This is a genomic window from Streptomyces sp. NPDC111802 (genome assembly GCF_055634335.1).
Genome location: NZ_JBVKCZ010000019.1, coordinates 26,499 through 48,683, shown reverse-complemented (window position 1 = coordinate 48,683; position 22,185 = coordinate 26,499). Strand labels below are relative to the sequence as shown.

Genomic DNA, 22,185 nt, shown 5'->3' with positions numbered 1-22,185 from the left:
GCGGTTCGCGCCCGTCGGCAGGACATCGAACGTACGTGATCCTCAACCAGCCGAGCCGCGCACCGGGGCCCCGTGCTCACCGCCGCGAGCACGGTGAGTTTGGTCAGACCACGGCGGTGCGGCGGGCCAGCAGGGAGCGGTGCCCGCTTCACCCAGGCCGCGCAGACGATGGTGTGGCTCAACGGCAGCCTCAACGGCCGCAGTTGGGCGGACGTCCGCCCGGCCGCCCTCGGCCTGCTGGTCGTGCTGCTGCGGAGGCAGCGGCGAGCGGGGCGGATCTGAACCGTCAGTGCCCGTGCCCCTCGGCCCCGTCCGCGTGCGTGGGCGACTGCGAGGCGGCCTCCACGGCGCCCGCCCGGACCGTGAACTCCGCGGTGCGCACCTCGCCCTCGTGCTTGAAGTCGAGGAACAGGCGGTATGTGCCGCTGCTCAGCGCGGTGGCCGTGAACGAGACCTCCGGGCCGGGCTTCGTCGTGCCGTCGCCGGGTTCGCCGTTGGGGTGGACGTGGAGGTACGCGAGGTCGCCCGAGCGCAGGGCCACCAGGTGGCCGTAGGCGCCGAGGTAGGGCTGGAGGTTGGTCAGCGGACGGCCGCCTCGTGAGACCGTCAGTTTCAGCTCGCTCGACTTGCCCGGGCTCAGGGCGCCGTCGAGGCGGACCTCGTAGCCGTTGACCTTCGCGGTGCGGTTCGGTGCCGGCAGTTTCCGCGGCTCGTAGGCACCCGCGGCCGCCAGGTCCGCGCCCAGGGGGAGGTTCTCGGCGCCCGTCTTCGCCGGGGTGAAGTCGGCGAAGACGCGGTATCCGCCAGCGCGGGGCAGCTCTACGGGGATGCTCCAGGTGCCGTCGGCCGCGCGGGTGGGGTGCAGATGGCGGTAGGTGACCAGGTCGCGTGAGGCGACTATGAGGTGGAGCTCCTTCTCGTGCTCGCGCTGGAAGGCGGTGACGGCCCGGCCGGCGCTGTCGCGGATCACGAAGCTCAGGTCGGAGCGCTTGCCGGCGGTGACGCTCGATGTCCTCAGGTCGAGGGTGTAGCCGCCCTCGGAGATCTGCAGCCCGCCGGCCGGCATCGTCTCGTGCCCGCCGTGGCCTTCACCTTCCTCCGGTTCCGACGGCGTCTCGCCGTGGCTGTCGTGCCGGGCGGGCGCGGGGTCCTCGACGACGGGGCCGACGCCCTTGCCCACGCCATAGGCGGTCCCGAAGGTCGCGGCCAGCGCGGCGGCGAACGTGGTGATCCTCAGTCCGGCATTCATGGCGGTCTCCTGCGGGTCGGATGCTTCGGTGGGGTTCTTGGATGCACTTCGGGCTTCGATGCACTTCGGGGCTTCGGTGCACTTCGGCCTTCGGTGCATTTCACGATACCCCCAGGGGGTATTAAGTCAACCTCACCCCGCCCTTGCCCTGCCTACCCCCTAGGGGTATACATGGACACCGAGCAGGATACCCCCACCCCGTACCCGGGTCGATCTCGGCCCCGCACCCAGGAGGAAACCCATGTCCACCACCACGTACGCCGTCGCCGGTATGAGCTGCGCCCACTGCAAGGCCACGCTCACCAAGGCCATAGGCGAGCTGGACGGCGTCACGGAGGTCGACGTCGACCTCGCGTCCGGGCAGGTCACCGTCACCAGCGCCACCGCGCCCGACGACGCCCTGATCGCCGGGGTCGTCGACGACGCCGGCTACGAGCTCACCGGCCGCGCGGCCTGACCCGCACCCCCGAACCGCCGGGCCCGGCCGCGCCGGGCTCCGTCCGCACCCCGCACGAGGAGCAGGGATGACCACCACCGCGTCCGACCCCACGACCGAGGTAGAGCTCACCATCGGCGGCATGACCTGCGCCTCGTGCGCGGCGCGCATCGAGAAGAAGCTGAACCGCATGGCGGGCGTGACCGCAACCGTCAACTACGCCACCGAGAAGGCGAAGGTCGGCTACGGCCCTGACGTCTCCGTCCAGGACCTGATCGCCACGGTGGAGGCGACCGGCTACACCGCGCAGGAGCCCGCGCCGCCCACGCGGGAGGACGCCGAGCACGGCGACGGACACGATGAACTGCGGCCGCTCCGGGAGCGGTTGGTCACCGCCGTGACGCTCGCCGTGCCGGTCGTCGCAATGGCCATGATCCCGGCCTTGCAGTTCGAGTACTGGCAGTGGCTGTCGCTCACGCTCGCGGCGCCCGTCGTGACGTACGCCGCATGGCCCTTCCACAAGGCGGCGCTGACCAATCTGCGGCACGGTGCGGCCACCATGGACACGCTGATCTCGGTCGGTACGTCGGCCGCGTTCCTGTGGTCCCTGTGGGCCCTGTTCTTCGGCACCGCGGGCGAGCCCGGCATGACGCACCCCTTCGAGCTCACCATCTCCCGCGGTGACGGCTCCGGGAACATCTACCTGGAGGCCGCCGCCGGTGTCACCGCCTTCATCCTGGCCGGGAGGTACTTCGAGGCCCGCAGCAAGCGCAAGGCCGGCGCGGCACTGAAGGCTCTGCTGGAGCTGGGCGCCAAGGACGTCACCGTCCTGGGCGCGAACGGCAGCGAACGGACCGTAGCTGTCACGGAGTTGAAGGTCGGCGACCGCTTCCTCGTCCGTCCCGGCGAGAAGATCGCCACCGACGGGACCGTCGTCGAGGGCTCGTCCGCGGTGGACGCCTCGATGCTGACCGGCGAGTCCGTGCCGGTCGAGGTGGCGCAGGGCGACCCGGTCACCGGCGCGACGATCAACGCGGGCGGCCGGCTCGTCGTCGAGGCCACTCGGGTGGGCGCCGACACCCAACTCGCCCGGATGGCAAGGCTGGTGGAGGACGCGCAGAACGGCAAGGCCGCCGCTCAGCGGCTCGCGGACCGCGTCTCCGCCGTGTTCGTACCGATCGTGATCGCCCTGGCACTCGGCACCCTGGGCTTCTGGCTCGGCAATGGCGCGGGAGCGGCCGCCGCCTTCACCGCCGGGGTCGCGGTGCTGATCATCGCCTGCCCGTGCGCCCTGGGCCTGGCCACTCCGACCGCTCTGATGGTGGGCACCGGGCGGGGTGCGCAGCTCGGGATCCTGATCAAGGGCCCGGAGGTGCTGGAGTCCACGCGCAAGGTCGACACGATCGTCCTGGACAAGACGGGCACCGTGACCACCGGCCGGATGACCCTGCTGGCCGTGCACACCGCCGACAACACGGACGAGGCCGAAGTCCTGCGCCTCGCGGGCGCGTTGGAGCACGCCTCCGAGCACCCGATCGCCCGTGCCGTGGCCGACGGGGCACTGGAGAAGCTGGGCGGGCTGCCCACGCCCGAGGACTTCGCGAAGGTACCCGGCCTCGGGGTGCAGGGCATCGTCGAGGGCCATGCGGTGCTCGTGGGCCGGGAGCGGCTGCTCGCCGACTGGGCGATGGAGCTGCCGGAGGACCTGCGGCGGGCCAGGTCCGACGCCGAGGCAGCCGGTCGTACCGCCATCGCGGTCGCCTGGGACGGCGAGGCACGGGCCGTCCTCGAGGTCGCCGACGCGGTGAAGGAGACCAGCCCGGAGGCGATCCGGCGGCTGCGCGCCCTCGGCCTCACCCCGATCCTGCTGACCGGCGACAACCGGGCCGTCGCCCAGGCCGTCGCCGGCGAGGTCGGTATCGCGCCCGAGCATGTGATCGCCGAGGTGCTGCCGCAGGACAAGGCCGACGTCGTCAAGCGGCTTCAGGGTGAGGGACGTTCGGTCGCGATGGTCGGCGACGGCGTCAACGACGCGGCCGCGCTGGCCCAGGCCGACCTGGGTCTGGCGATGGGCACCGGCACGGACGCCGCGATCGAGGCCGGCGATCTCACCCTGGTGCGCGGGGATCTGCGGGTCGCGGCCGACGCGATCCGGCTCTCCCGCAGGACGCTGGGCACCATCCGCTCGAACCTGTTCTGGGCCTTCGCCTACAACGTCGCCGCGCTGCCGCTCGCCGCGGCCGGACTGCTGAACCCGATGATCGCCGGGGCGGCCATGGCCTTCTCCTCGGTGTTCGTGGTCGGCAACTCCCTGCGGCTGCGGTCGTTCCGGGCCGCGAACTGAATCACCGAAAGGAAGGGGGGCGCCGGACGAACGGCGCCCCCCTTCGCTCGACCGGCCGGCGGAGGCTGATCAGCCGAAGGCCTTCACGGCCTGGTAGTACGTCCACGCCGTGCTGTCGCAGGCGCTCTTCGTAGCACCGCCGTAGTTGGCGCACACACGCTTGAGGTCCTCGTAGAAGGCGCTGTCCAGACGCGACTTGTTGGCGTCGAAGGCGCCCATCGCCTTGTAGTTGCGGTAGCCGAAGTCGTGCCGGGCGCAGGACGTGGAGAACGGGAAGCCGAAGGGGTTGTCGGGCGAGGAGGAGCAGTAGTCCGTGGACCAGTCGAAGCCGTACGCGGACCAGGCGGACTGGTTGGCGCGGGCGGCCACCCAGGCGTTGTAGCTGGACACGCTGGTCTGGGTCCAACTGGACAGAACCTGGGGCTTGTCCGCGGGAGCGGCGTCGGCGGCCGAAGCGGTGGCGAAGACGGCCGCGAGGGAGAGGGCTGAGGCGGCAAGACCGGTGGCGAGTCTGCGGTGCATTCCACACCTCCATGAGGCTGCGACCCGCCCATCGGGTCGCAGGTTCATGACAAGATGATTGACACCCGAACGGCCCTTTCACACCGCATGCCGCCTAATGGCCCGTTAACTCATGGACATGCAAGGAGATCAGGGGATGAACTCGTCGTCATCCTCCCCTGCGAACGTCCACGGCGGTCACCGCCAGTGCCAGTGGTCCCGGCACCAGGAACGCGAGCGGCACCAGCATCCAGGCGCACAGCGCGGCGGTCGCCACCGCGAGCAGCACGAGACCGCTGCCGCCCAGATCCCGTACGGCATCGCGGGCCGCCTCCCGCAGGGCGCTACGCCAGTCGGTCAGCGACTCGGGGCGGGCGCAGGCCCGCAGGCCGACGACCAGAGCGCCCGCCCCGAGGACGGCTGCCGTCACGGCGAAGGCCGCCCCACCGGGCAGCCCCGCCCCGGCCAGCGCCAGATCGGCGGCCACCAGCAGCGCGCCGGCCGGCGCGAGCGCGCCCGCCGCCAGATCGCCGGTCCGCAGCCGTCGCCGTAGCAGCGCGAAGTACCGCCCGGCGGTGGCCGGTTGGTCCTCCCGCGCGCCCCGCAGCACCGCGCAGGCCGTCGACAGCGCGGCCGGGGCGGTCAGCAGGGGCAGACTCGCCACGGCGGTGGCGAGGCCGACGCTGAGCACATCGGCGAAAAGGGTCATCCGCGGGCCGAACACCTCGCCCGCCTCGCGTGCCGGCATCTCGCTCACCCCTTGAGTCCGGAGCTGGCCATGCCCTCCACCAGGAAGCGCTGGAAGGCGAGGAAGAACAGCACGATCGGCAGCAGCGCGATCACGGACAGCGCGAACATCGGGCCGAACGCGGAGGTGCTGGAGGCGTCCACGAACGACCGCAGGGCGAGCGTGAGCGTGAACTTGTCGGGGTCGAAGAGGTAGATGAGCTGGGTGAAGAAGTCGTTCCAGGTCCAGATGAAGGTGAAGATCGCCGTGGTGATCAGCGCGGGACGGGTGAGCGGCAGCACGACCAGGAAGAAGCTGCGGAACGGGCCGCAGCCGTCGATACGGGCCGCCTCCTCCAGCTCGCGGGGCAGAGAGCGCATGAACTGCACGATGAGGAAGACGAAGAAGGCCTCCGTCGCCAGGAACTTCGGCAGGATCAGCGGCCAGTAGGTGTTCACCAGACCCAGCTGGTTGAAGATGATGTACTGCGGGATCAGCACCGCGTGGTGCGGCAGCATGATCGTCGCGATCATGAACGCGAACAACGGACCACGGAAACGGAAGCGCAGCCGGGCGAAGGCGTAGGCGGCAAGGGAGCAGCTGATCACGTTGCCGAGGACCGCGCCGCCCGCGATCAGCAGCGAGTTGCTCAGCAGCCGCCAGATGGACACGTCGTTGACGCCGTCCAGGGCCGTGGAGTAGTTCGACCATTCCAGGTGGCCGGGCAGCAGGTCGAGGCTGGCGATGACCTCGTCGGCCGGCTTGAGCGAGGTGGCCAGCAGCCAGGCCAGCGGGTACAGCATCACCAGCAGCGCGGCCAGACAGCCGAGGTGCAGGACGATCCGGCCCCAGCGAACGGGCTTGCGGGCGACGGCGGTTGCGGTCATCGGTCCCCCTCGGAGGCGTAGAAGACCCAGGAGCGCGAGGTGCGGAAGAGCACCGCCGTGACGGCGCCGATCACGATCAGCAGTACCCAGGCCATGGCGGAGGCGTAGCCCATGTGGGAGGCGACGAAGCCGCGGTCGTAGAGGTAGAGGGTGTACACGAGGGTCGAGTCGGCGGGGCCGCCCTTGCCCGCGCTGAGCGCGAAGGCGGGGGTGAAGACCTGGAAGGCCTGGATGGTCTGGAGCACCAGGTTGAAGAACAGGACCGGGGACAGCATGGGCACGGTGACGGACCGGAACTGCCGCGACTTCCCGGCCCCGTCGACCGCCGCCGCCTCGTACAGCTCGCCCGGGATCTGCTGGAGCCCGGCGAGGAAGATGACCATCGGCGCCCCGAACTGCCACACCGTCAGCAGCGCCACGGCGAGCAGGGCCCAGCCGGGCCGGTTCACCCAGCCGCCGGTGCCGAACAGGTTGTCCACCGTGCCGCCGTCGTTGAAGATCGCCCGCCACACGAGGGCGATGGACATCGACGCGCCGAGCAGCGAGGGAGCGTAGAACGCCGACCGGTAGAAGCTCTTGCCGCGCTTCATGGACTTCAGGGCGAGCGCGACGGCCAAGGCGAGGGCCAGTTGCAGGGGCACGGCGACGACGACGTACGTCAGGGTCGTCACCACCGACCGCCAGTACCGCGGGTCCTCGGTGAACATCTGGACGTAGTTGCGCAGGCCCACCCAGCGCGGCGGGCTGAACAGGTCGTAGTCGGTGAAGGACAGATACAGCGACACTGCCATCGGCAGCAGGGTGAGGACGGCCGCGCCGAGCACCCACGGGGAGAGGAACACCCAGGCGGGGCCCTGGCGTTCGCGCTTGGGCCGTCGCTTTCGGGCTGTGGTCGCGCCCGGCTTCCTGGCGGCGGGTGCGGGTATGTCGGTGGTGGTCATGACCGCAGCTCCGCCTTCGCCTCGGTGACGTAGTTCTCGGCCGCCTCGCGGGGCGACATGCGCTCGTACGACACCTGGTCGTAGTCGCGCTGGAAGGTGGTCTGGAGGGCGTTGTCACCCGAGGGCGGGGCCTGCGGCGGGTCCGCCAGGGTGCCTTCCAGGGAGGTCTGGTAGGCGGCGATGGTCTTGTCGAAGTCCTTGAGCTGCGGCTCGATCTCCTCGCGGACGGTGTCGTTGACGGGGATGCCGCGGGTGGCGCCGAGGACCTTCGCCGCAGTCGCGTCGTTGATGAGGAAGTCGACGAGCCGGGCCGCCTCCTCGGGGTGACCGGTGTTGGCCCCGACGCCGAGGAACATCGACGGTTTGTAGTACTGGCCGGGCGTGCCGTCCTCGCCGGACGGCATCGGCGCGAGCGCGACGCCGCCGGGTAGGAGGGCGAGGTAACCGCTGGCGGGGGCGTCCCAGTTGGAGTCGGACAGGGCCTCGCCGCGCCCCAGCGGGGTGTTCTCGACGGAGCCGTCCAGCTGGGTGGTCTGCTCCGCGGGCGAGACGACGCCCTCGCGGCGGAGTTCGTCGGTGAAGGTCCACCAGCGGGTGAGGTCGTCGGCGGTGAAACCGAGCCCGCCGTCCTTGGTGTAGAGGGACTTGCCCTGGCCGCGCAGCCAGACCTCGAAGCAGTCCTCGCTCTGGCCGGGGTCGGTGGCGCCGGGCTTGCCGGTCTTCCTCGCCAGGGCGCGCATGGTGTCGGCCCATTCGCTCCAGGTCCAGCTCCTTCCCGGCAGCGGCACCCCGGACGCCTTCCACGCCTTGACGTCGTAGGCGACCGTCTCGGTGCCTCGCCCCTGGGGGATCGCGTACTGCGTGCCGTCCAGCCGGCCGGTGGCGAGCAGCCCCGCGTCTATCTCACCGGTGCGCAGTACGGCCTTCTGCCTGCCGAGGTCGAGCAGGACGCCGCCGGAGGCGTACTGGTCGATCTGCCGGTAGTCGAGCTGCATCACGTCGGGGGCGTCGCCGCCCGAGGCCTGGACGGCGAGCTTCTGCTTGTAGGCGTCGTAGGCCGAGAAGGACGTCTGCACCTGGATGTCCGGGTGCTCCTTCTCGAACAGGGCGAGCGCCCGCTCGGTGCGCTCCGCGCGGTCGGGGTTGCCCCACCACGTGTAGCGCAGCACGACCTTGCCGCCGCCGACCGACTCCCCGGATCCTCCGCAGCCCGCCAGCACCGCGCAGAGCGCCAGTGCCGCGGCCGAAGCGCAGAACCCCTTTGTCCTGTGTCCGGGCATGCCGAGGTCACCTCTCCTCTCCTCGGGCTTTCTGTTGGCCCCCCCTCTTGGCCGCCCCCTGCGAAACGCTGTTACTCGCCGTCGTACGGCAGCGTCGTCCCCGGCAGGTTGTACTCGTCCCGGCGACCGCACATCCCGAACCCGCCGAGCCTGGTGGCTCCGGCCTCGTAGGTGGTCGCGTCGGCGAGGTACGCCGGCTCCCCCGCCTCCAGCGCGTCGAGCTGGGCGCCCGTGCGTTCGGCCGTGGCGAGCGCGCCGGCCCGCCACAGCTCCCGCCAGTTCGGCACCTTGGCACGCACCAGCCGGGCCGCGGCGCGCTGGAACTCCAGGTACGGGCCCTTGTCCCCGGCGATGAGCGCCTCGCGCAGGGCGAGGTAGCCCTCGACGGCGAGGTCCCTGCGGCGCCGCGCGGCGGCCGCCGTGTCCGGGCCGGTGCCGGGCGGCAGCGTGGCCGCGGCCGCGTACCGTTCCGGATCCGCGAGCACCTCGGACGGGAACGTGAACACCGCGTCGCCGGCCTCGGGCAGACCGCTGTTCTGCATCAGCACGGTGACGCGCAGATCGCCGTCCTGGACCATGCGGTGTACGGTGCCCGGCGTGAACCAGGCGACGGAGCCCGGCTCCAGAGGGATGTCCCGGTACCCCTCGGGGCTCAGCGTCTGCACGGCGCCCCGGCCACCGGTGACGACGTACGCCTCGGTGCACACGAGGTGCAGATGCGGGCTGCCGCCGCATACGCCGTCGGCGGCCTCCCAGTCGTAGGCGCTGAGGTGGGACAGGCCCACGGCGCCGGGCAGCGGGTGCGGAAGAGTCGGCTTCACCACGGCATTCCCTCCAGGTAGGAGCCCACCTGTTCGCGCTCCCAGGCCCCGTCGGCGAACACGACCCGGTAGCGGTAGGCGAAGGACTCGCCCGGCGGCAGCTCGAACTCCTCGAAGAACGCCCAGGAGAACGCCACCGTCGGGATCGGCTCGGAGCGTACGAACCAGTGGGACTCGTGCAGTGCTTCCAGGTTCTCGGGCGCGTGCGCGAAGACCAGCGTGGAGTGTGCGTCGATGTCGTCGTGCTCGGTGGTGTAGGCGAGCCACGGCCCCTGACTGCCCATCAGTTTGTCGGCGTCCGCGTCGGAATCCGGTGCGAAGACCGTCCCGCCGGTGAAGTCGCGCGGGCCGCGCCACTGGAGTCCGGTGTACCCGGCCAGCTCCCTGCCCTCGGTGGTCGGGGACCCGAACCGCAGTGGCTCGTCACGGACGTTGGTCAGCCGGATCGACCAGTCCAGCGCCCAGGCGCCGGCCGCCTCGTCCACCGAGTGCACGGTGAGTTCACGCAGTTCGCGTGCCCACTCCTCGCCGCCGTTCGCCACCCAGGTGAGCTCCTCGGCGAAGGTCAGCCGGTCGTCCTCGACGGCGAACACCGGGAAGCCGTCGTGCCGCATGGAGCCGACGCGTTCGGGCAGGGCGAGATAACCCTGGCCGTGCACATAGCAGTTGCCGCCCCAGAAGTTCTGCCCGGACAGATGACTCGCCGTCATCTGCAGGCCCTTGTGCCAGCGGTGGTCGCTGGGCCGATAGCCGGTCACGGTGTGCCCGGCGAGGGTGCGCACCGGGTGGGCGTAGGGCTTGCGGGACTCGAAGGCGTCCGGGTCGGGGCGGTAGACGTAGCGGAGGATCTCGGTGCCGTTCGCTGCCGTCACCGCGATGTGGTCGCCGTGCGCGTGGGTGACGCGGATGCTCATGCGCGCTCCTTGGGGGCCCAGTGGGGGTGGTCGCCGTGCATGGCCTGGTAGTAGGGGTCGCCGGGCCCGATCTCGCCCGCGTGCACCGGATGCCCCGTGAACGCGGACTTGTAGAGGGCGGCGGCGAAGTCGAGGGTGGCCCGCGCGTCCGGGCCGCTGCCGGGTGGCCGGACACCGCTGTCGTGGGCGTCGAGGAGGGCGCCGAGCTGTGCCGTGTGCGAGCTGGGCACGTCCGCGGCCGGGGTGCGCCAGGCGGTGGCGCGCTCGGAGGGGACGTGCGGGGCGGGGGTGTAGACCCAGTCGTCGTTGCGGTGGCCGTAGAGGTGGGTGAGCTCGATGGTCGCGTCGGCGCAGTCGACGCGGATGCGGCTCACCTCGTGCGGGGACAGCACACTGTTGACGACGGTGGCAAGAGCCCCGTTCTCGAACCGTACGAGGGCCGTCGAGACGTCCTCGCTCTCGGTGTCGTGGACCAGGCGCGCGGCCATGGCGCGGATCTCCGTCCACGGGCCGAGCAGGTTCAGCAGCAGGTCGAACTGGTGGATGCCGTGCCCCATGGTCGGCCCGCCGCCCTCGGTGGCCCAGCGCCCGCGCCACGGCACCGCGTAGTACGCGGCGTCGCGATGCCAGGTCGTCTGGCAGTGCGCGACCAGCGGGGCACCCAGCTCACCGCTCGCGATCAGCTCACGGGCATGCACGGCGCCGGAGCCGTACCGGTGCTGGAAGACCACCGACGCATACGCCCCCGACGCCTCCTCGGCCGCCGCGATGTCGTCGTACTCGGCGAGCGACAGACACAGCGGCTTCTCGCACAGCACCCAGGCGCCCGCCTTGAGCGCGGCGATCGTCTGCTCCCGGTGCAGGGACGGCGGCGTACCGATCAGGACCAGGTCGGGGCGTACGGCGTCCAGCATGTCGCCCGGCGTGGTGTACCCGGCGACCTCCTCGCCCGCGAGCTCCCGGAAGGCGTCCAGCCGGGCCCGCTCCACGTCGACGGCGGCGACCAGCTCCACCCGGTCGGCATGGGATCTCAGGGCGGGGAGATGACTGCCGCTGACGATGGCACCGGTGCCGATCACGGCGGCGCGGCGGCGGGCGGGGCGTGGGGACATGCGGTTCTCCTCGGACAGCCGGCGGACGGCCCGCTCTCAGAAAGCGCTTGCACTTCGAGGGCGACCCTAGGCAGGGACGGAATGTAAGGACAACCCCTCTGCGGTGAGATCCACAAAGCCCGACCCGTTCGGCTCGACCCACCTCCGGCACGCTCCCCTTCTCGTCCCCGACTCAAACGGACGAAGATCGTAAGGGTTTTCCCAGTCCGTTCGGTGCATCAACTCCGGCTCGGCGAGGGGGCGTTGACAGCGTGCGGGAGCCAGGTCACGGTGATGACCCGTCGTGCCGGGGAGGTCAACCGATGGCAGCAGCCGGCACCGATGCCGAGTTGGTCGACCGCGTACGGTCCCTGCGACCGCTGATACGCGAGCACGCCCCGCGCACCGAACAGCGACGGCGGGTGGTGCCCAAGGTCGCGGCGGCGCTGACGGACGCCGGCATCCACCGGATGAACGTCCCGCGGCGGTACGGCGGCTACCAGAGCCGGCTGCGCACCCAGGCCGACGCGGTGGCCGAGATCGCCGCGGCGTGCGACTCGACCGCGTTCAAGACCGTGATCCAGGCCGGCTGCTCCTACATCGCGGCGCTTCTCCCCGGCGAGGCGCAGGACGAGATCTTCACCGGCCCCGACGTCAAGGTCGGCGGCACCCTGGTGCCGGACGCTACGGCGGTCCGGGCGGACGGCGGCTACGTCGTCAACGGCACCTCGGGCTTCGCCACGGGCTGCCACGACGCCGACTGGCGTCTGCTGACCGTCCGGGTCGAGTCCGATTCCGGCGACGGTCCGCCCGAGGTGCTGTGGACAGCCGTGCCGATGGCCGAGCGGGAGATCCTCGACGACTGGTACGTCTCGGGGCCGGCGGGCAGCGGCAGCAACAGCGTCCGCGCGAGGGACGTGTTCGTGCCCGCCCACCGCGCACTCCCTGTCGCCCCGTTGCCCTGACCTCCGACTTCATCTCCGTGATCGAGTCGCGTGCTGAGTCCGGCGAGCCCTATTCGCCCGAGGAACGGGCCAGGATCCGCGCGCGGAACGGCTATGTGACCCGGCTGTGCAAGGAGGCCCGATCTGCTCGGCTCGGCTTCCGGGGCGTCGTCCCTGCGGCTGGACGTGCCGATGCAGCGGGCCGTGCGCGACCTGCACGCGCTGAGTCTGCACTCGTTCGTGAACCCCGCCACGAACCTGGAGATCTACGGCCGGGTCCGGTCCGGCGTCGACCCCGGCACGCCGTTCCTGTGACGCCGTCCTGGCCGGTCACCCCTTCTTCAGGAAGCGCCGCAGCCGGGCCGGCGGCCAGGTGTTGATCACGTCGTCCCTGGTGAGCCAGCCGCGCTGCGCCGTGCCCACGCCGTAGCGCAGGTTGGCCAGGTGGATCACGGCGTGGGCGTCGCTGTCGACGGCGAATTTCACGCCGTGCCGCCTGGCCCGCAGGATGTCCTCGTCGCGCAGGTCGAGCCGGTCCGGATGGGAGTTGATCTCCAGGGCGGTGCCGGTGCGGGCGCAGGCGGCGAAGACCGCGTCGAGGTCGACGTCGATGCCGGGGCGCTTGCCGATGATGCGGGTGGTGGGGTGGCCGATGATGTGGACGTGCGGGTTCTCGCAGGCCCGCACGATCCGCCGGGTCAGCGCCTCGCGCCCCTGGTTGAAGTGCGAGTGCACCGAGGCGACGCACAGGTCGAAACCGGCGAGGAACTCCGGTGGCCAGTCCACGTCGCCCTCGGGGCCGATGTTGAGCTCCGCACCGTGCAGCACCCGCATGCCGCCGCGGCTGCCCCGTTTGCCGTACTCCCCGTCGAGCTCGCGGACGCGTTCGCGCTGGGCCAGGATCCGTTCGTCGGTCATGCGCTGCATGGCCATGTCCGGGCCGTGGTCGGTGACCGCGTAGTAGGCGTAGCCGCGCCCGGCGGCAGCGGCGACCATCTCCTCCAGCGGGGCGAGTCCGTCAGTGAGGTCGGTGTGGGTGTGCAGATCTCCCCGGATGTCCTTCTCCCGGATCAGGTCGGGCAACTCACCGCGCAGCCCGGCCTCGATCTCGCCCCGGTCCTCCCGCAGGGTGGGCGCGATCCAGGGCAGGCCGAGGCGGGCGTACACCTCCTCCTCGGTCTCGGAGACGATCTTCTTGCCGGTCTCCGTGTCGAACAGGCCGTACTCGGAGAGCTTGAGCTTCTTGTGGACCGCCATCTCCCGGGTGCGGATGTTGTGCGCCTTCGACCCGGTGAAGTACTGCATCGCCGCGCCCCAGGAGTCCGGCGGTACGACTCGCAGGTCGACCTGGAGGCCCTTGCTGGTGCGGACCGACGTCTTCTTCTCGCCGTGCGCGATGACCTCCGAGACGTACGGCAGCTCGGTGAAGGCCCGCATGACCGGCTCCGGCTTCTTCGCCGCGACGAGGATGTCGATGTCGCCGATCGTCTCGCGCACACGGCGCAGCGATCCGGCGTAGGAGCACCGCTTGCAGCCGGTGACCTGCGACATCTCGGCGACGATGTCCTCGGCGAGGCTCATGGCGACGTCGATGAGGACCCGGTCGCCGGAGGACTGCAGCAGGCCGATGCCGTGCAGGATGTTCTCCTCCGTCTTCGGCCCGAAGCCCTTGAGGTCGCGCAGCCGCTCCTCGTGGATGGCGTCGGCGAGTTCCTCGGTGGTGGAGATGCCCAGCTCCTGGTAGAGGACCATCGCCTTCTTCGGGCCGAGTGTCGGAATCGCCGTCAGTTGCCGGACACCGGCGGGGATCTTGGCGCGCAGTTCCTCGACGGCGGAGATGCTGCCTTCCGCGAAGTACTCGACGACCTTCTCGGCGATCGACTTGCCGACGTTCGGGATCTCCTTCAGGCCCTTGACGTCGAGCGTGGACACGTCGGCATGGTGGCCGCCGATCGCCCGGGCGGCCTTCTCGTAGACACGTGTCTTGAACGCGTCCCCTCCGGTGATCGAGATCAGATCCGCGTACTCCTGGAGCAGCGCGGCGACCTCGTCGTTGGACCGAGCCACGCCTCCAGGGTGGCACGGGAAGGCCGACCGGACGAACCAAGGGCCTCCGCCGTCGTTCAGGCAAGCCCGGCCCGCGCCCGCCAGAAGGCGAGGTTGCGGCGGGTGAACCGGGTGAGCAGGTGTTCAGACCCCAACGCCTCCACGCAACCGTCCAGGATCTGCTCCAGCTCCGTCACCGCACCCGCCGCGTTGCCGCCCAGCCCGCGCCAGCAGGCCGCGATGCGGCGGATCGACAGCGTGCCTTCCGCGTCCCTCGGCGCCGCGTGCTCGCTCAACAGGAATTCCCACGAGCCCGCCATCGTGCCGGCCTCCTTGTGGAAATAGCGAGAGCTGATGGTGGCCTTCATGTGCGACAGAAGGGCCTCATCGGATCCCCATTCCCGCTCGTACTCGTCCATCACCTGCCAGTAGGCGCCGTGCCGATAGCGGTCGAGCAGATCACGGGTGCTCTTGAAGTCCTTGTCGTCAGGTAAGAACACGCGGTTCACGTAGTCCATCGTGAGTTCCAGCTCGGCCAGCGCACCCACTTCGTCGCCGAGTTCGCGGTACGTGGTGGCGAGGTTTCGCCGCACCGCCAACGTCTCGCGATGGTCCGCGCCGTACACCCTCGTGAAATCCGCGAGCACTTCCTCCAGCTCTGTCGCGGCCGCGGCCATGTCGCCGCGTCTCATGCGGACGACCGCGAGGTTGTGCCGGGTGAGCAGAGTCTGCTCGCTGTTACGGCCGAGCACCCGCTTCTGGTCCTCGATCAACTCGTGCAGGACCTTGTCAAGACCCGATGTGTCGTCCCGTGAAATACGCAGCTCGGCGAGCAACTGTCGCGTGTACAGCGTGTGGACGTGGTCGAACCCCAACGCCCGCCGCTGGTCCTTCAGCACCTTCTTGAGTTCGCTCATCGCGCCGTCGACGTTGCCCGACATCACCCGCAGGCAACCGAGGAGGTAGCGGGTGAACAGCGTGTCCTGGTCGTTGCGGCCCAGCACTCGCCGCTGGTCGGCGAGCACGTTCCGGAGTTCGTTCGCGCTGCCGCGATCGCCCGGTGTGGCGTAGGCGTGGGCGAACGCCACCTTGCTGCGGGTGGCCAGGGTTTCCCGGTTGTGGGGACCCAGCGTCCGGGTCTGTTCCGCCAGCAGTTCCTCGAGCTCGGTGACTTCACCGCGCACGATCAGGCTGCGCACGGTCACGAGGTGGCCGTGGATGCTCCGGGTTTCGTGGTGGTCTTCGCCCAGCCGGCTTTGCGCCACGCCGTGCAGGTCGTGGAAGTAGACAGCGGCGGGGTCGAGCAGGCCGGCGTCCTTGAGCGCCGTTCCGGCTCGGATCAGCACCGGGTGCCCGCCATTGAGCCAGAATTGTCCGTCGGCCCAGCCACGCAGGGCCATCGCGGCCGCGAAGAACACCTGGTTGCCCACGGGGTCGCTGCGCGCGCCCGGCCACGCTTCCACCAGGGCGTCGCCTGCCGCGCGCTCACCCATGTCGGGCCGGTCGGGCCTCGGCGAGATCCAGTCGTTCGGCGTCGTCCTGGCCCGCTCGTCGAGGACGGCGATCTGTTGGTACTCCAGGAGGACGCGTCGCATCCAGGGGTCCAGCCGGAGCATCCGATGCGCGTCGATCGTGGCGATGCCCAAGCCGTGCGCCTGGGCCAGCGCGCTTCGGACGTCGTTCGCGTCGACGGTTCTGCCCTGGCCGGCAGTAAGGTGCCGCGCGACGGCCGAGGTCCCGAAGAACGCCAGGGGAATGGCGCCGCCGTCCACCAGCGAGGCCAGGTCCAGCACCGGACGGGTCAGCCCACTCGCGAGGTCGAGCAACAACGAACACGTGGCCACCACGGGGGCGTGGAGTGCGAAGCCCGGCCGCAGCGGCATGTAGGTACGCGCGAGCCACTCGTGCCGAGGGGCGACCTCCTCGTAGCGAGCCGACCACAGGCGATGGTATTCGGCGTATGTCGTGTTTCGGCTCGCCACGTAGTTCGCGGCGTGCGCCAGCAAGAGGGGGAATCGCTGCAGCTCACTGGCTAGTTCCGCCGCACCTTCGGTCCGATGGGGACTTCCGGCCTGCCGTTCGTGCAGGTACTCCACGGCTTCCTGGTCGTCGAACCCGTTCACGAACGCCAAGTGCACGTCCTCGCCGAACGCGTCGACATCCTTGAGGCCGGTGGTCACCACGGTCCGCCCCGACGCGTGCCGTGGCGGCCACAGGTCACGCAGGTCGTCCACCGTGGACAGATCGTCGAACACGATCAGCCACCGCCGGGGTGTCTCGGTCAACCAGGCCAGGAAGCGTTTGATCGCTTCCTCTCCGGCAGCTTCTTCGTTCAGCGCCTTAGCGGCGGCGAGGTAGCCGAGCTGGATCGCGTCCCGCGAGCCGGCGGTGATCCACACCAGCAGGTCGAGCTCACCGTCGGCCCACAGCCGCTCGGCGTGCCCAACGGCCAGCTGGGTCTTCCCCACACCGCTGTACCCGACCAGCACCACGGCCCCACCGGCGTCCAGGTCCGCCGCGACGGCCCGCTCCCGGAAGCATTCAGCCGCCGGCGGCACCGCTCCGACCCGCTTGGGCCAGCTCTCCTCCGGCCGCGACGGCGGCGCCGTGAACTGCTGGTGGACGGTGACGATGATGTCGCGGCCGGCCTCGATGTCACGAAACCCCAGTGAGGGTGCGGCGAACGGGGCCGGACCGGCCGCTGTCAAGGGTGGGCGGGAGAGTCACCTCCGTCGACCTGGATGCCCTCGATGACGATGCCGCCCCGCGTCCTCACGCGATCGAGGTCGACGCCGGTCGCGTCGCCGCGAACCTTCACGTTGACGATCCTGACGAGCTCGGCATCGACGTCGTTCAGATCGACACCGACCGCCCTCGCAGCGGCCGCATCGTGCTCACGCACGGCCTTGACCACCTCGTGCGCCGCCCCGAGTACCTCGGTGTCCTCGCCGACGCCGGCGTCGGCGAGATCCTCCCGCAACGACTCCCGCTTGGCCTCCGAGTCGGGCCGCCGCTCCACCGCGCCGACCTCGACCCCGTGCCGCCGCACGATCAGGTTCTTCAACCCCAGGTACGCGTCGCGCACGGCCGACTGCGCCTGCTCCTTCAGCCCGGCCGTCGCACCGGCCACCACCGCCGCGACGACAAGCGACACAGGATCCATTACTCGGAACGCCCCCTCCGTTACTCCGACACGCGAAAACCTATACCCGTTGTCACCACGCTTCCCAACACCTTCGACGAGCAACGATCTGTGACACCCCGTCAGGGCCAGACAGGCCCTATGGGCCCAGAGGCGTGGGTGGTGTGGCCGTGGGGTCGGGCCGGGGTACCGGGGCACGCAGGGGTGGGTGGGCCGGGGTCGCCCGTTCCTTCGTCAGGGCGGCCACGATCCTGCGGGCCGCGAGGGGATCGGCCGGCAGGGTGTGGGAGGCGAACCAGCGGGCGGCGGCGGGGGCGGGGGACGGTTCGACGAACTCGGCGCCGGCGTAGTCGTCGAGCGGCGGGTCGTAGATGTAGCCGGCGACCACGCCGTGGCTGACGAGGCGTTCCACCAGGGCGTCGCGGTCGTGGACCAGAAGCGGTACGCGGAAGAGGGAGGGCGGGCCGTCGTGTGCCGCCCGTTCGCGCAGTGCCGGGGTGGCCCAGGTGGTGCCCGACAGCAGCGAGACACCGGCCCGGCGCCGAGCGAGGTCACCGTCGAGCAGCGCCATCCGCAGCTCCAGTTGCCCGCGCACCAACGACCCGTGGCGGGAGCGGAAGCCGTGCAGGTCGACCCGTACCCAGGGCTCGTACGCGGTCAGGCTCGGCGCGTGACGGGCGCTGCCCGCGAGGCGCGGCGCGTGCAGGGCCATGCGGAAGTCGTCGCGTTCGAGGAGCCCGAGGCGCTGCATCGTGCGCCACACGGGGCGCACCAGATGGAATGTGCGAACGGCGGACCGTGCCAGCGGGCGCAGGGTGGTGGCGACGTCGGCGCGCAGGCGCCGCGGGGTGAGCAGGTCGTCGCGCAGCAGTTCCAGCTCGCGCCGGGTGCGTACGTCGTCGACGGCGAGGAAGCCGCCGGCCATCCCCGCGACATGCTTGGACAGGCTGAACGTCGCGGCCGTCCCGAAGGTGCCGATCGGCTGCCCGTCGACATGGGTGCCGATGGCGTGCGCCGCGTCCTCGATCAGCGGGATCCCCAACTGCTCGCAGCGGCGGCGCAGTTCGACGACCCGGTCCGGCATGCCGTACAGGTTGGTGGTCAGGACGGCGTCCACGTTGCGCCAGGTGGACTCCGGCACGGCGGCCGGGTCGATGTTGCCGTCCCACTGGGACACGGGGGCCTGTACCGGGCGCAGTCCGGCGGCGAGGACGACGAACAGGATCACGTCGTCGTTCACCGGGGACATCAGGACCCGTGCACCCGGCCGGCACCAGCGCCGCAGCGCCAGATAGAGGGCCAGTCGGGCCGACGGCGTATAGACGCATTCGCGTCCGATGCGCCGTGTCATCATCGCGGCGAGCCGCGATCCGTACGGCATGGTCACCTCTTCCGTGGAAGGGTCCGACGAAGGGTTGCCCGAGGCGGGCGGGGTATGAGGCCGCGACGGGCCAGGGACACGACGCCGACGCGTGCGCATGACGAGCGGGTCCCCGCTCAGCGGGCGCGGGCTCCCGCGCCCGGGGACTGGGCCGGGCCGGAGGTGCGCAGGGTGCCGACGGTCTTCAGCAGCCGGTCGGCGGGATCGCGCAGCCGGGGATGGGCCAGGACCGTGTTCCTCAGGCCGCGCACCGGTCTGCGCCACATCCGGTGGGCCGCGGCCACCGGATGCGGGCGCACCGCGAACCCCTCGGCCACCCGCAGTTCACGGGTCTTGAGCCAGTCCTTGTACTCCTTCTCGCCGCGCCCCATGTCCATGAGCGTCACGCCGTCCCGGCCCGCGGCCTCCGCCAGCCGCAGATGCATCATCAGTCCGGGCGAGTAGTAGCCGAACTCCGGGTCGTAGGCGGTGAACCAGGCCGCGAACACCGTGCGTGAGCGCGGCCCGAAGTGCGCGGCGACCGGCCGGTCACCGGCGTACACCACGGACAGGATGCCGGTGAAGTGCTCTTCGCGGACGTGGAAGAGATGGTCGACGAGGTCGACGATCCAGGGTCTGGAGAAGCGGTCCATCCGCCCGGTTCTGCGGTACTGGGCGGACTTCCACCGCATCAGGGTGCGCAGCATGCGCGGGTCGCGCTCGTCGTACACGAACCGCACCTCGCCCGCGTCACGGCCCAGTCGGCGCTCCTTCTTCAGCGTCGTCTTGGCCAGCCCCGGGTAGGTGGCCCGCAGCCACTCCGGGTAGCCGCCCTCGCCGGGCTTCAGGTCCAGCACGGGAGAGGCGAACGTGCCCGTGACGTACGGGCCGAACGGCTGCTGTTCCTCGACGAGGTGATCGAACTCGAAGACGGACAGCCCGCAGGCCCTCAGCAGTTCACGGGCGTCCCAGCTGACTCCCGGCCGGTGCACCAGGGCCTGGCAGTCGGACAGGCCGAGGCCGATGGCCCGGCCGACCCCGTACGCGTTGCGCTCGTAGGGAAAGAAGCCGACCGGCTGCCCACCCTCGTGCAGGACCGCCACCTGCGCCCCTTTGCGGTACCTGCCGACCCCGAGCGTGAACTCCGGTGCCAGAAAAGGGTTGGCGTAGTCGAGCGACTCGTCCATCGCCCGGTGCCACGCCCGGCGCAGTGACTCGCTCAGCTCCTCGGGTCTGTGAATCGTGATGGCGCTCGTGGATCGCATGGCGACCGCTCCCCCCAAAATTCCCCCCAAGAGGCGCTTTTCGGCGCCTCGCCACCGTGTCCCCCATGTCGAACTTTGTGGCGAGGCTCAAACGTCGCGAAACAGTACGCACACTGTCAAGGCGCAGGAAGGATCCTTTAGCTTCGCTTGGTTCAGCGGATCGCGACCACGACGTGGCTGTCGCCGTACTGCCAGACGACACCGACATGCCCGAACCCCGCCCGGCGCAGCAGTCGTTCGTGTGCCGAGACGGACAGACGGGCCGCGCTGTCGGTCCCGGTGGCCGAGCGTCGGTGCCGGCGTCGGCGCTCGGTGAGCAGGTCGGTCAGCTCGGGGTCCTGGGCCACGGCCGTCCACCAGGAGTCCCAGTCCTCGTGCGCGAAGGCGCGCCCGCGTTCGGCGTGGCGGCGGCCGACGCTTCCGGCGAGGTCGGCGAGCGCGCGGTCCTCGGGTGGGAAGTGGTCGCCGTTGACGAGGACGCCGCCGGGCCGCAGCAGGTCAGCGAGCTGCCGGTAGGTGCTGTACAGGGTGTCCGGGGCCAGGTAGTGCAGTGCCGTCGTCGACACGGCCGCGTCCAGAGGGCGGCCGAGGCACAGGGCATCGGTCCAGCCCTCCTCGCCGATCACCGCGTCCACATAGCGGGCCGCGTAGGCGTGGTGCGTGCGGGCCAGCTCCAGCAGCACCGGGTCCATGTCCACGCCCACGATGTCGGCGTACGGCAATCGCCGGGCCAGCCGGGCCGCGAGCGAGCCGGGACCGCAGCCGAGGTCGACGACGAGCGGTCTGGCCGGCCGGCCCGGCACGGTCTGCTCCACGACATCGACGATCACTGTGAAACGCTCCTCGCGGTCCACGGCGTACCGCTGCTGCTGGCGCTCCCAGCGCTCCACCCATCGCTCCGCCGTCGCCAGGCTCAGCCCCATCCGGTCGTGCCACCTCGCCGTCCCGCACCTGTCTCACGCTTCCGGCATCGACCCTACAGGTGGAAACGGTTCCCATTAGCTCCAATGGCGGTACGTCACCCGAGCGTGGCGAGCACGGCCATGAGCCGGTCCACCTCCTCGACGGTGTTGTGGACGTGCAGGCTCACCCGCACCGATCCGGAGCGCTCTCCCGCGCCGCCCTGGCAGTGCTGGTCGGAGCGGACCATGAAGCCGTGGCTGAAGAGGATGAAGCCGAGGTCCCCGGAGTCGATGGCGTCGTGGCGGAAGGTGACGATGCCCTGGCGCCGCTGGACGGGCGAGTCCGCGGCCAGGCTGGCCTGGCAGCCGAGGATCTCGTAGGCGTCGAGGTGGCGCAGGCCCTCGGTGAGCCGGGCCGCCAGCGCGACCGTCCACCGCTCGATCCGGTCGGTGCCGGCGGCCTCCAGCCAGTCCAGGGCGGTGGTGAGGGAGGCGATGCCGACGGTGTTGGGAGTGCCCGTCCAGCCGCCCGGCGTGAACTGCGGCCCGCGTGTCTGGCGGGCCCAGACGGCCCCCGTGCCGGGCAGGGCCATGGCCTTGTGCCCGGAGAAGACGACGAAGTCGACGTCCAGGTCGGCCACGGACACCGGGAGATGGCCGACGCTCTGGGCGGCGTCCAGGCAGATGACCGCGTCCGGGCCGACCGCCCGGCGGATGCGGTGGACGTTCATGTCGCCGCCGTACACGTGGTGGACATGGCTGGCGGCGACGAAGCGGGTGCGCGGACCGGCCAGTTCGGCGAGCGCGGTGTGGTCGTAGTCGCCGGACGCCCGCTGGTACGGCATCGGCCGCACGCGGATGTGGACGCCCTGCCCGGCCAGTTGGCCCTGGGCCTCCAGCCAGGGCGCGATGTTCGCCTCGTGGTCGGCGACCGGGACGACGATCTCGTCCCCGTCGGCGAGGAACCGGGGCAGCCAGTCGCGGGCGAGGGTGCGCAGGCCCTCGGTGGTCCCGCTCGTGAAGTGCACGGCCGACCCCTCCGGCGCGGGGTCGCCGAGGAACCGCTTCACCCGGTCGCGAGCCTCCTCGACCAGGGCCGTGGTCCGGTTGGCCCAGGGGTAGGTGCCGCGTCCGGCGTTGGCGTTGGTCGTGGTGAGGTAGGCGTACGCGGCGTCGAGCACGGCCTGCGGTTTCTGGGCGGTGGCCGCGCTGTCGAGGTAGGCCAGGTCCGGGTGGGCGGTGATGATCGGGAACTGGGCGCGCAGGGCCCGCTGCCACTCCCCCAACTCCTCGGCCAGGGCGTGTCCTTGGGTGTCCGTCCTGGGTACGGTCATG

At 70.9% G+C, this 22,185-nt stretch carries 21 protein-coding genes; 5 read left to right on the top strand and 16 right to left on the bottom strand.

The genetic code is table 11. The features are described 5' to 3' along the window. The first annotated feature begins 72 nt into the window (after nucleotides 1-72). Nucleotides 73-282, top strand: coding sequence for a hypothetical protein (locus ACZ7NC_RS21955; RefSeq protein WP_471490543.1), 210 nt, complete (start codon nucleotides 73-75; stop codon nucleotides 280-282). A gap of 4 nt (nucleotides 283-286) precedes the next feature. Here ACZ7NC_RS21955 and ACZ7NC_RS21950 read toward each other — a convergent pair whose 3' ends face one another. Next, nucleotides 287-1,249, bottom strand: coding sequence for a hypothetical protein (locus ACZ7NC_RS21950; protein WP_471490541.1), 963 nt, complete (start codon nucleotides 1,247-1,249; stop codon nucleotides 287-289). 241 nt (nucleotides 1,250-1,490) lie between these two features. On the opposite strand from ACZ7NC_RS21950, the gene ACZ7NC_RS21945 reads away from it, so the two are divergent. Both ACZ7NC_RS21945 and ACZ7NC_RS21940 read left to right on the top strand, forming a co-directional pair. Further along, complete coding sequence (locus tag ACZ7NC_RS21945; protein WP_471490540.1) at nucleotides 1,491-1,706, top strand: heavy-metal-associated domain-containing protein; 216 nt, start codon at nucleotides 1,491-1,493, stop codon at nucleotides 1,704-1,706. A gap of 67 nt (nucleotides 1,707-1,773) precedes the next feature. Further along, entirely contained in the window at nucleotides 1,774-4,029 is a 2,256-nt protein-coding gene (locus ACZ7NC_RS21940; protein WP_471490538.1) for a heavy metal translocating P-type ATPase, read from the top strand. Nucleotides 4,030-4,098: 69 nt separating this feature from the next. Here ACZ7NC_RS21940 and ACZ7NC_RS21935 read toward each other — a convergent pair whose 3' ends face one another. From ACZ7NC_RS21935 to ACZ7NC_RS21900, 8 genes are all read right to left on the bottom strand, one after another. Next, entirely contained in the window at nucleotides 4,099-4,551 is a 453-nt protein-coding gene (locus tag ACZ7NC_RS21935) for a phospholipase (RefSeq protein WP_471490536.1), read from the bottom strand. A 148-nt stretch (nucleotides 4,552-4,699) separates the two neighbouring features. Next, nucleotides 4,700-5,278, bottom strand: coding sequence for a hypothetical protein (locus ACZ7NC_RS21930; RefSeq protein WP_471490534.1), 579 nt, complete (start codon nucleotides 5,276-5,278; stop codon nucleotides 4,700-4,702). A gap of 5 nt (nucleotides 5,279-5,283) precedes the next feature. Further along, nucleotides 5,284-6,144, bottom strand: a complete 861-nt coding sequence (locus ACZ7NC_RS21925; protein ID WP_471490532.1) for a carbohydrate ABC transporter permease — start codon at nucleotides 6,142-6,144, stop codon at nucleotides 5,284-5,286. Then, nucleotides 6,141-7,085 (bottom strand): carbohydrate ABC transporter permease, encoded by a 945-nt coding sequence (locus ACZ7NC_RS21920; protein ID WP_471490530.1) that lies wholly within the window; start codon nucleotides 7,083-7,085, stop codon nucleotides 6,141-6,143. Before ACZ7NC_RS21920 ends, ACZ7NC_RS21925 begins: the two co-directional genes overlap by 4 nt. Further along, a complete protein-coding gene (locus ACZ7NC_RS21915) occupies nucleotides 7,082-8,365 on the bottom strand; it encodes an ABC transporter substrate-binding protein (protein WP_471490528.1) in 1,284 nt (427 codons plus the stop codon). The genes ACZ7NC_RS21920 and ACZ7NC_RS21915 overlap by 4 nt, the downstream gene beginning before the upstream one ends. A gap of 71 nt (nucleotides 8,366-8,436) precedes the next feature. After that, nucleotides 8,437-9,189 (bottom strand): cupin domain-containing protein, encoded by a 753-nt coding sequence (locus ACZ7NC_RS21910; RefSeq protein WP_471490526.1) that lies wholly within the window; start codon nucleotides 9,187-9,189, stop codon nucleotides 8,437-8,439. Beyond that, nucleotides 9,183-10,100: a DUF6807 domain-containing protein gene (locus ACZ7NC_RS21905; RefSeq protein WP_471490525.1), complete on the bottom strand. Its 918-nt coding sequence runs from the start codon at nucleotides 10,098-10,100 to the stop codon at nucleotides 9,183-9,185. The genes ACZ7NC_RS21910 and ACZ7NC_RS21905 overlap by 7 nt, the downstream gene beginning before the upstream one ends. Beyond that, nucleotides 10,097-11,212, bottom strand: a complete 1,116-nt coding sequence (locus tag ACZ7NC_RS21900; protein WP_471490523.1) for a Gfo/Idh/MocA family protein — start codon at nucleotides 11,210-11,212, stop codon at nucleotides 10,097-10,099. Before ACZ7NC_RS21900 ends, ACZ7NC_RS21905 begins: the two co-directional genes overlap by 4 nt. Nucleotides 11,213-11,514: 302 nt before the next feature. On the opposite strand from ACZ7NC_RS21900, the gene ACZ7NC_RS21895 reads away from it, so the two are divergent. Both ACZ7NC_RS21895 and ACZ7NC_RS21890 read left to right on the top strand, forming a co-directional pair. Next, nucleotides 11,515-12,156, top strand: coding sequence for an acyl-CoA dehydrogenase family protein (locus ACZ7NC_RS21895; RefSeq protein WP_471490521.1), 642 nt, complete (start codon nucleotides 11,515-11,517; stop codon nucleotides 12,154-12,156). A 123-nt stretch (nucleotides 12,157-12,279) separates the two neighbouring features. Continuing rightward, the gene (locus tag ACZ7NC_RS21890) at nucleotides 12,280-12,450 is read left to right on the top strand and encodes a hypothetical protein (RefSeq protein WP_471490696.1); all 171 of its coding nucleotides are present in this window, start codon (nucleotides 12,280-12,282) and stop codon (nucleotides 12,448-12,450) included. Nucleotides 12,451-12,465: 15 nt separating this feature from the next. On the opposite strand, the gene polX is transcribed toward ACZ7NC_RS21890, so the two are convergent. The 7 genes from polX to ACZ7NC_RS21855 all read right to left on the bottom strand — a co-directional run bounded on the left by polX (nucleotide 12,466) and on the right by ACZ7NC_RS21855 (nucleotide 22,184). Then, complete coding sequence (polX, locus tag ACZ7NC_RS21885) at nucleotides 12,466-14,202, bottom strand: DNA polymerase/3'-5' exonuclease PolX (RefSeq protein WP_471490520.1); 1,737 nt, start codon at nucleotides 14,200-14,202, stop codon at nucleotides 12,466-12,468. A 56-nt stretch (nucleotides 14,203-14,258) separates the two neighbouring features. After that, nucleotides 14,259-16,580 (bottom strand): tetratricopeptide repeat protein, encoded by a 2,322-nt coding sequence (locus tag ACZ7NC_RS21880; protein WP_471490518.1) that lies wholly within the window; start codon nucleotides 16,578-16,580, stop codon nucleotides 14,259-14,261. Between the two features lie 305 nt (nucleotides 16,581-16,885). Further along, nucleotides 16,886-17,335, bottom strand: a complete 450-nt coding sequence (locus tag ACZ7NC_RS21875; RefSeq protein ID WP_471490516.1) for a hypothetical protein — start codon at nucleotides 17,333-17,335, stop codon at nucleotides 16,886-16,888. A 127-nt stretch (nucleotides 17,336-17,462) separates the two neighbouring features. Continuing rightward, the gene (locus tag ACZ7NC_RS21870; protein WP_471490514.1) at nucleotides 17,463-18,704 is read right to left on the bottom strand and encodes a DegT/DnrJ/EryC1/StrS family aminotransferase; all 1,242 of its coding nucleotides are present in this window, start codon (nucleotides 18,702-18,704) and stop codon (nucleotides 17,463-17,465) included. 116 nt (nucleotides 18,705-18,820) lie between these two features. Next, nucleotides 18,821-19,948 (bottom strand): GNAT family N-acetyltransferase, encoded by a 1,128-nt coding sequence (locus ACZ7NC_RS21865; RefSeq protein ID WP_471490512.1) that lies wholly within the window; start codon nucleotides 19,946-19,948, stop codon nucleotides 18,821-18,823. Between the two features lie 152 nt (nucleotides 19,949-20,100). Further along, nucleotides 20,101-20,871 carry a class I SAM-dependent methyltransferase gene (locus ACZ7NC_RS21860; RefSeq protein ID WP_471490510.1) on the bottom strand — a complete coding sequence of 257 codons (771 nt, stop codon included), beginning with the start codon at nucleotides 20,869-20,871 and terminating at the stop codon, nucleotides 20,101-20,103. Nucleotides 20,872-20,966: 95 nt separating this feature from the next. After that, nucleotides 20,967-22,184, bottom strand: a complete 1,218-nt coding sequence (locus ACZ7NC_RS21855; RefSeq protein ID WP_471490508.1) for an aminotransferase class V-fold PLP-dependent enzyme — start codon at nucleotides 22,182-22,184, stop codon at nucleotides 20,967-20,969. Between the last annotated feature and the right edge of the window lies 1 nt (nucleotide 22,185).

Bases quoted from the DNA above. Each gene is read 5' to 3' on its own strand.
- ACZ7NC_RS21950 (WP_471490541.1), bottom strand. From the start codon at position 1,249: ATGAATGCCGGACTGAGGATCACCACGTTCGCCGCCGCGCTGGCCGCG.
- ACZ7NC_RS21945 (WP_471490540.1), top strand. From the start codon at position 1,491: ATGTCCACCACCACGTACGCCGTCGCCGGTATGAGCTGCGCCCACTGC.
- ACZ7NC_RS21940 (WP_471490538.1), top strand. From the start codon at position 1,774: ATGACCACCACCGCGTCCGACCCCACGACCGAGGTAGAGCTCACCATC.
- ACZ7NC_RS21935 (WP_471490536.1), bottom strand. From the start codon at position 4,551: ATGCACCGCAGACTCGCCACCGGTCTTGCCGCCTCAGCCCTCTCCCTC.
- ACZ7NC_RS21930 (WP_471490534.1), bottom strand. From the start codon at position 5,278: ATGCCGGCACGCGAGGCGGGCGAGGTGTTCGGCCCGCGGATGACCCTT.
- ACZ7NC_RS21925 (WP_471490532.1), bottom strand. From the start codon at position 6,144: ATGACCGCAACCGCCGTCGCCCGCAAGCCCGTTCGCTGGGGCCGGATC.
- ACZ7NC_RS21920 (WP_471490530.1), bottom strand. From the start codon at position 7,085: ATGACCACCACCGACATACCCGCACCCGCCGCCAGGAAGCCGGGCGCG.
- ACZ7NC_RS21915 (WP_471490528.1), bottom strand. From the start codon at position 8,365: ATGCCCGGACACAGGACAAAGGGGTTCTGCGCTTCGGCCGCGGCACTG.
- ACZ7NC_RS21905 (WP_471490525.1), bottom strand. From the start codon at position 10,100: ATGAGCATCCGCGTCACCCACGCGCACGGCGACCACATCGCGGTGACG.
- ACZ7NC_RS21900 (WP_471490523.1), bottom strand. From the start codon at position 11,212: ATGTCCCCACGCCCCGCCCGCCGCCGCGCCGCCGTGATCGGCACCGGT.
- ACZ7NC_RS21895 (WP_471490521.1), top strand. From the start codon at position 11,515: ATGGCAGCAGCCGGCACCGATGCCGAGTTGGTCGACCGCGTACGGTCC.
- ACZ7NC_RS21870 (WP_471490514.1), bottom strand. From the start codon at position 18,704: ATGCCGTACGGATCGCGGCTCGCCGCGATGATGACACGGCGCATCGGA.
- ACZ7NC_RS21865 (WP_471490512.1), bottom strand. From the start codon at position 19,948: ATGCGATCCACGAGCGCCATCACGATTCACAGACCCGAGGAGCTGAGC.
- ACZ7NC_RS21860 (WP_471490510.1), bottom strand. From the start codon at position 20,871: ATGGGGCTGAGCCTGGCGACGGCGGAGCGATGGGTGGAGCGCTGGGAG.
- ACZ7NC_RS21855 (WP_471490508.1), bottom strand. From the start codon at position 22,184: ATGACCGTACCCAGGACGGACACCCAAGGACACGCCCTGGCCGAGGAG.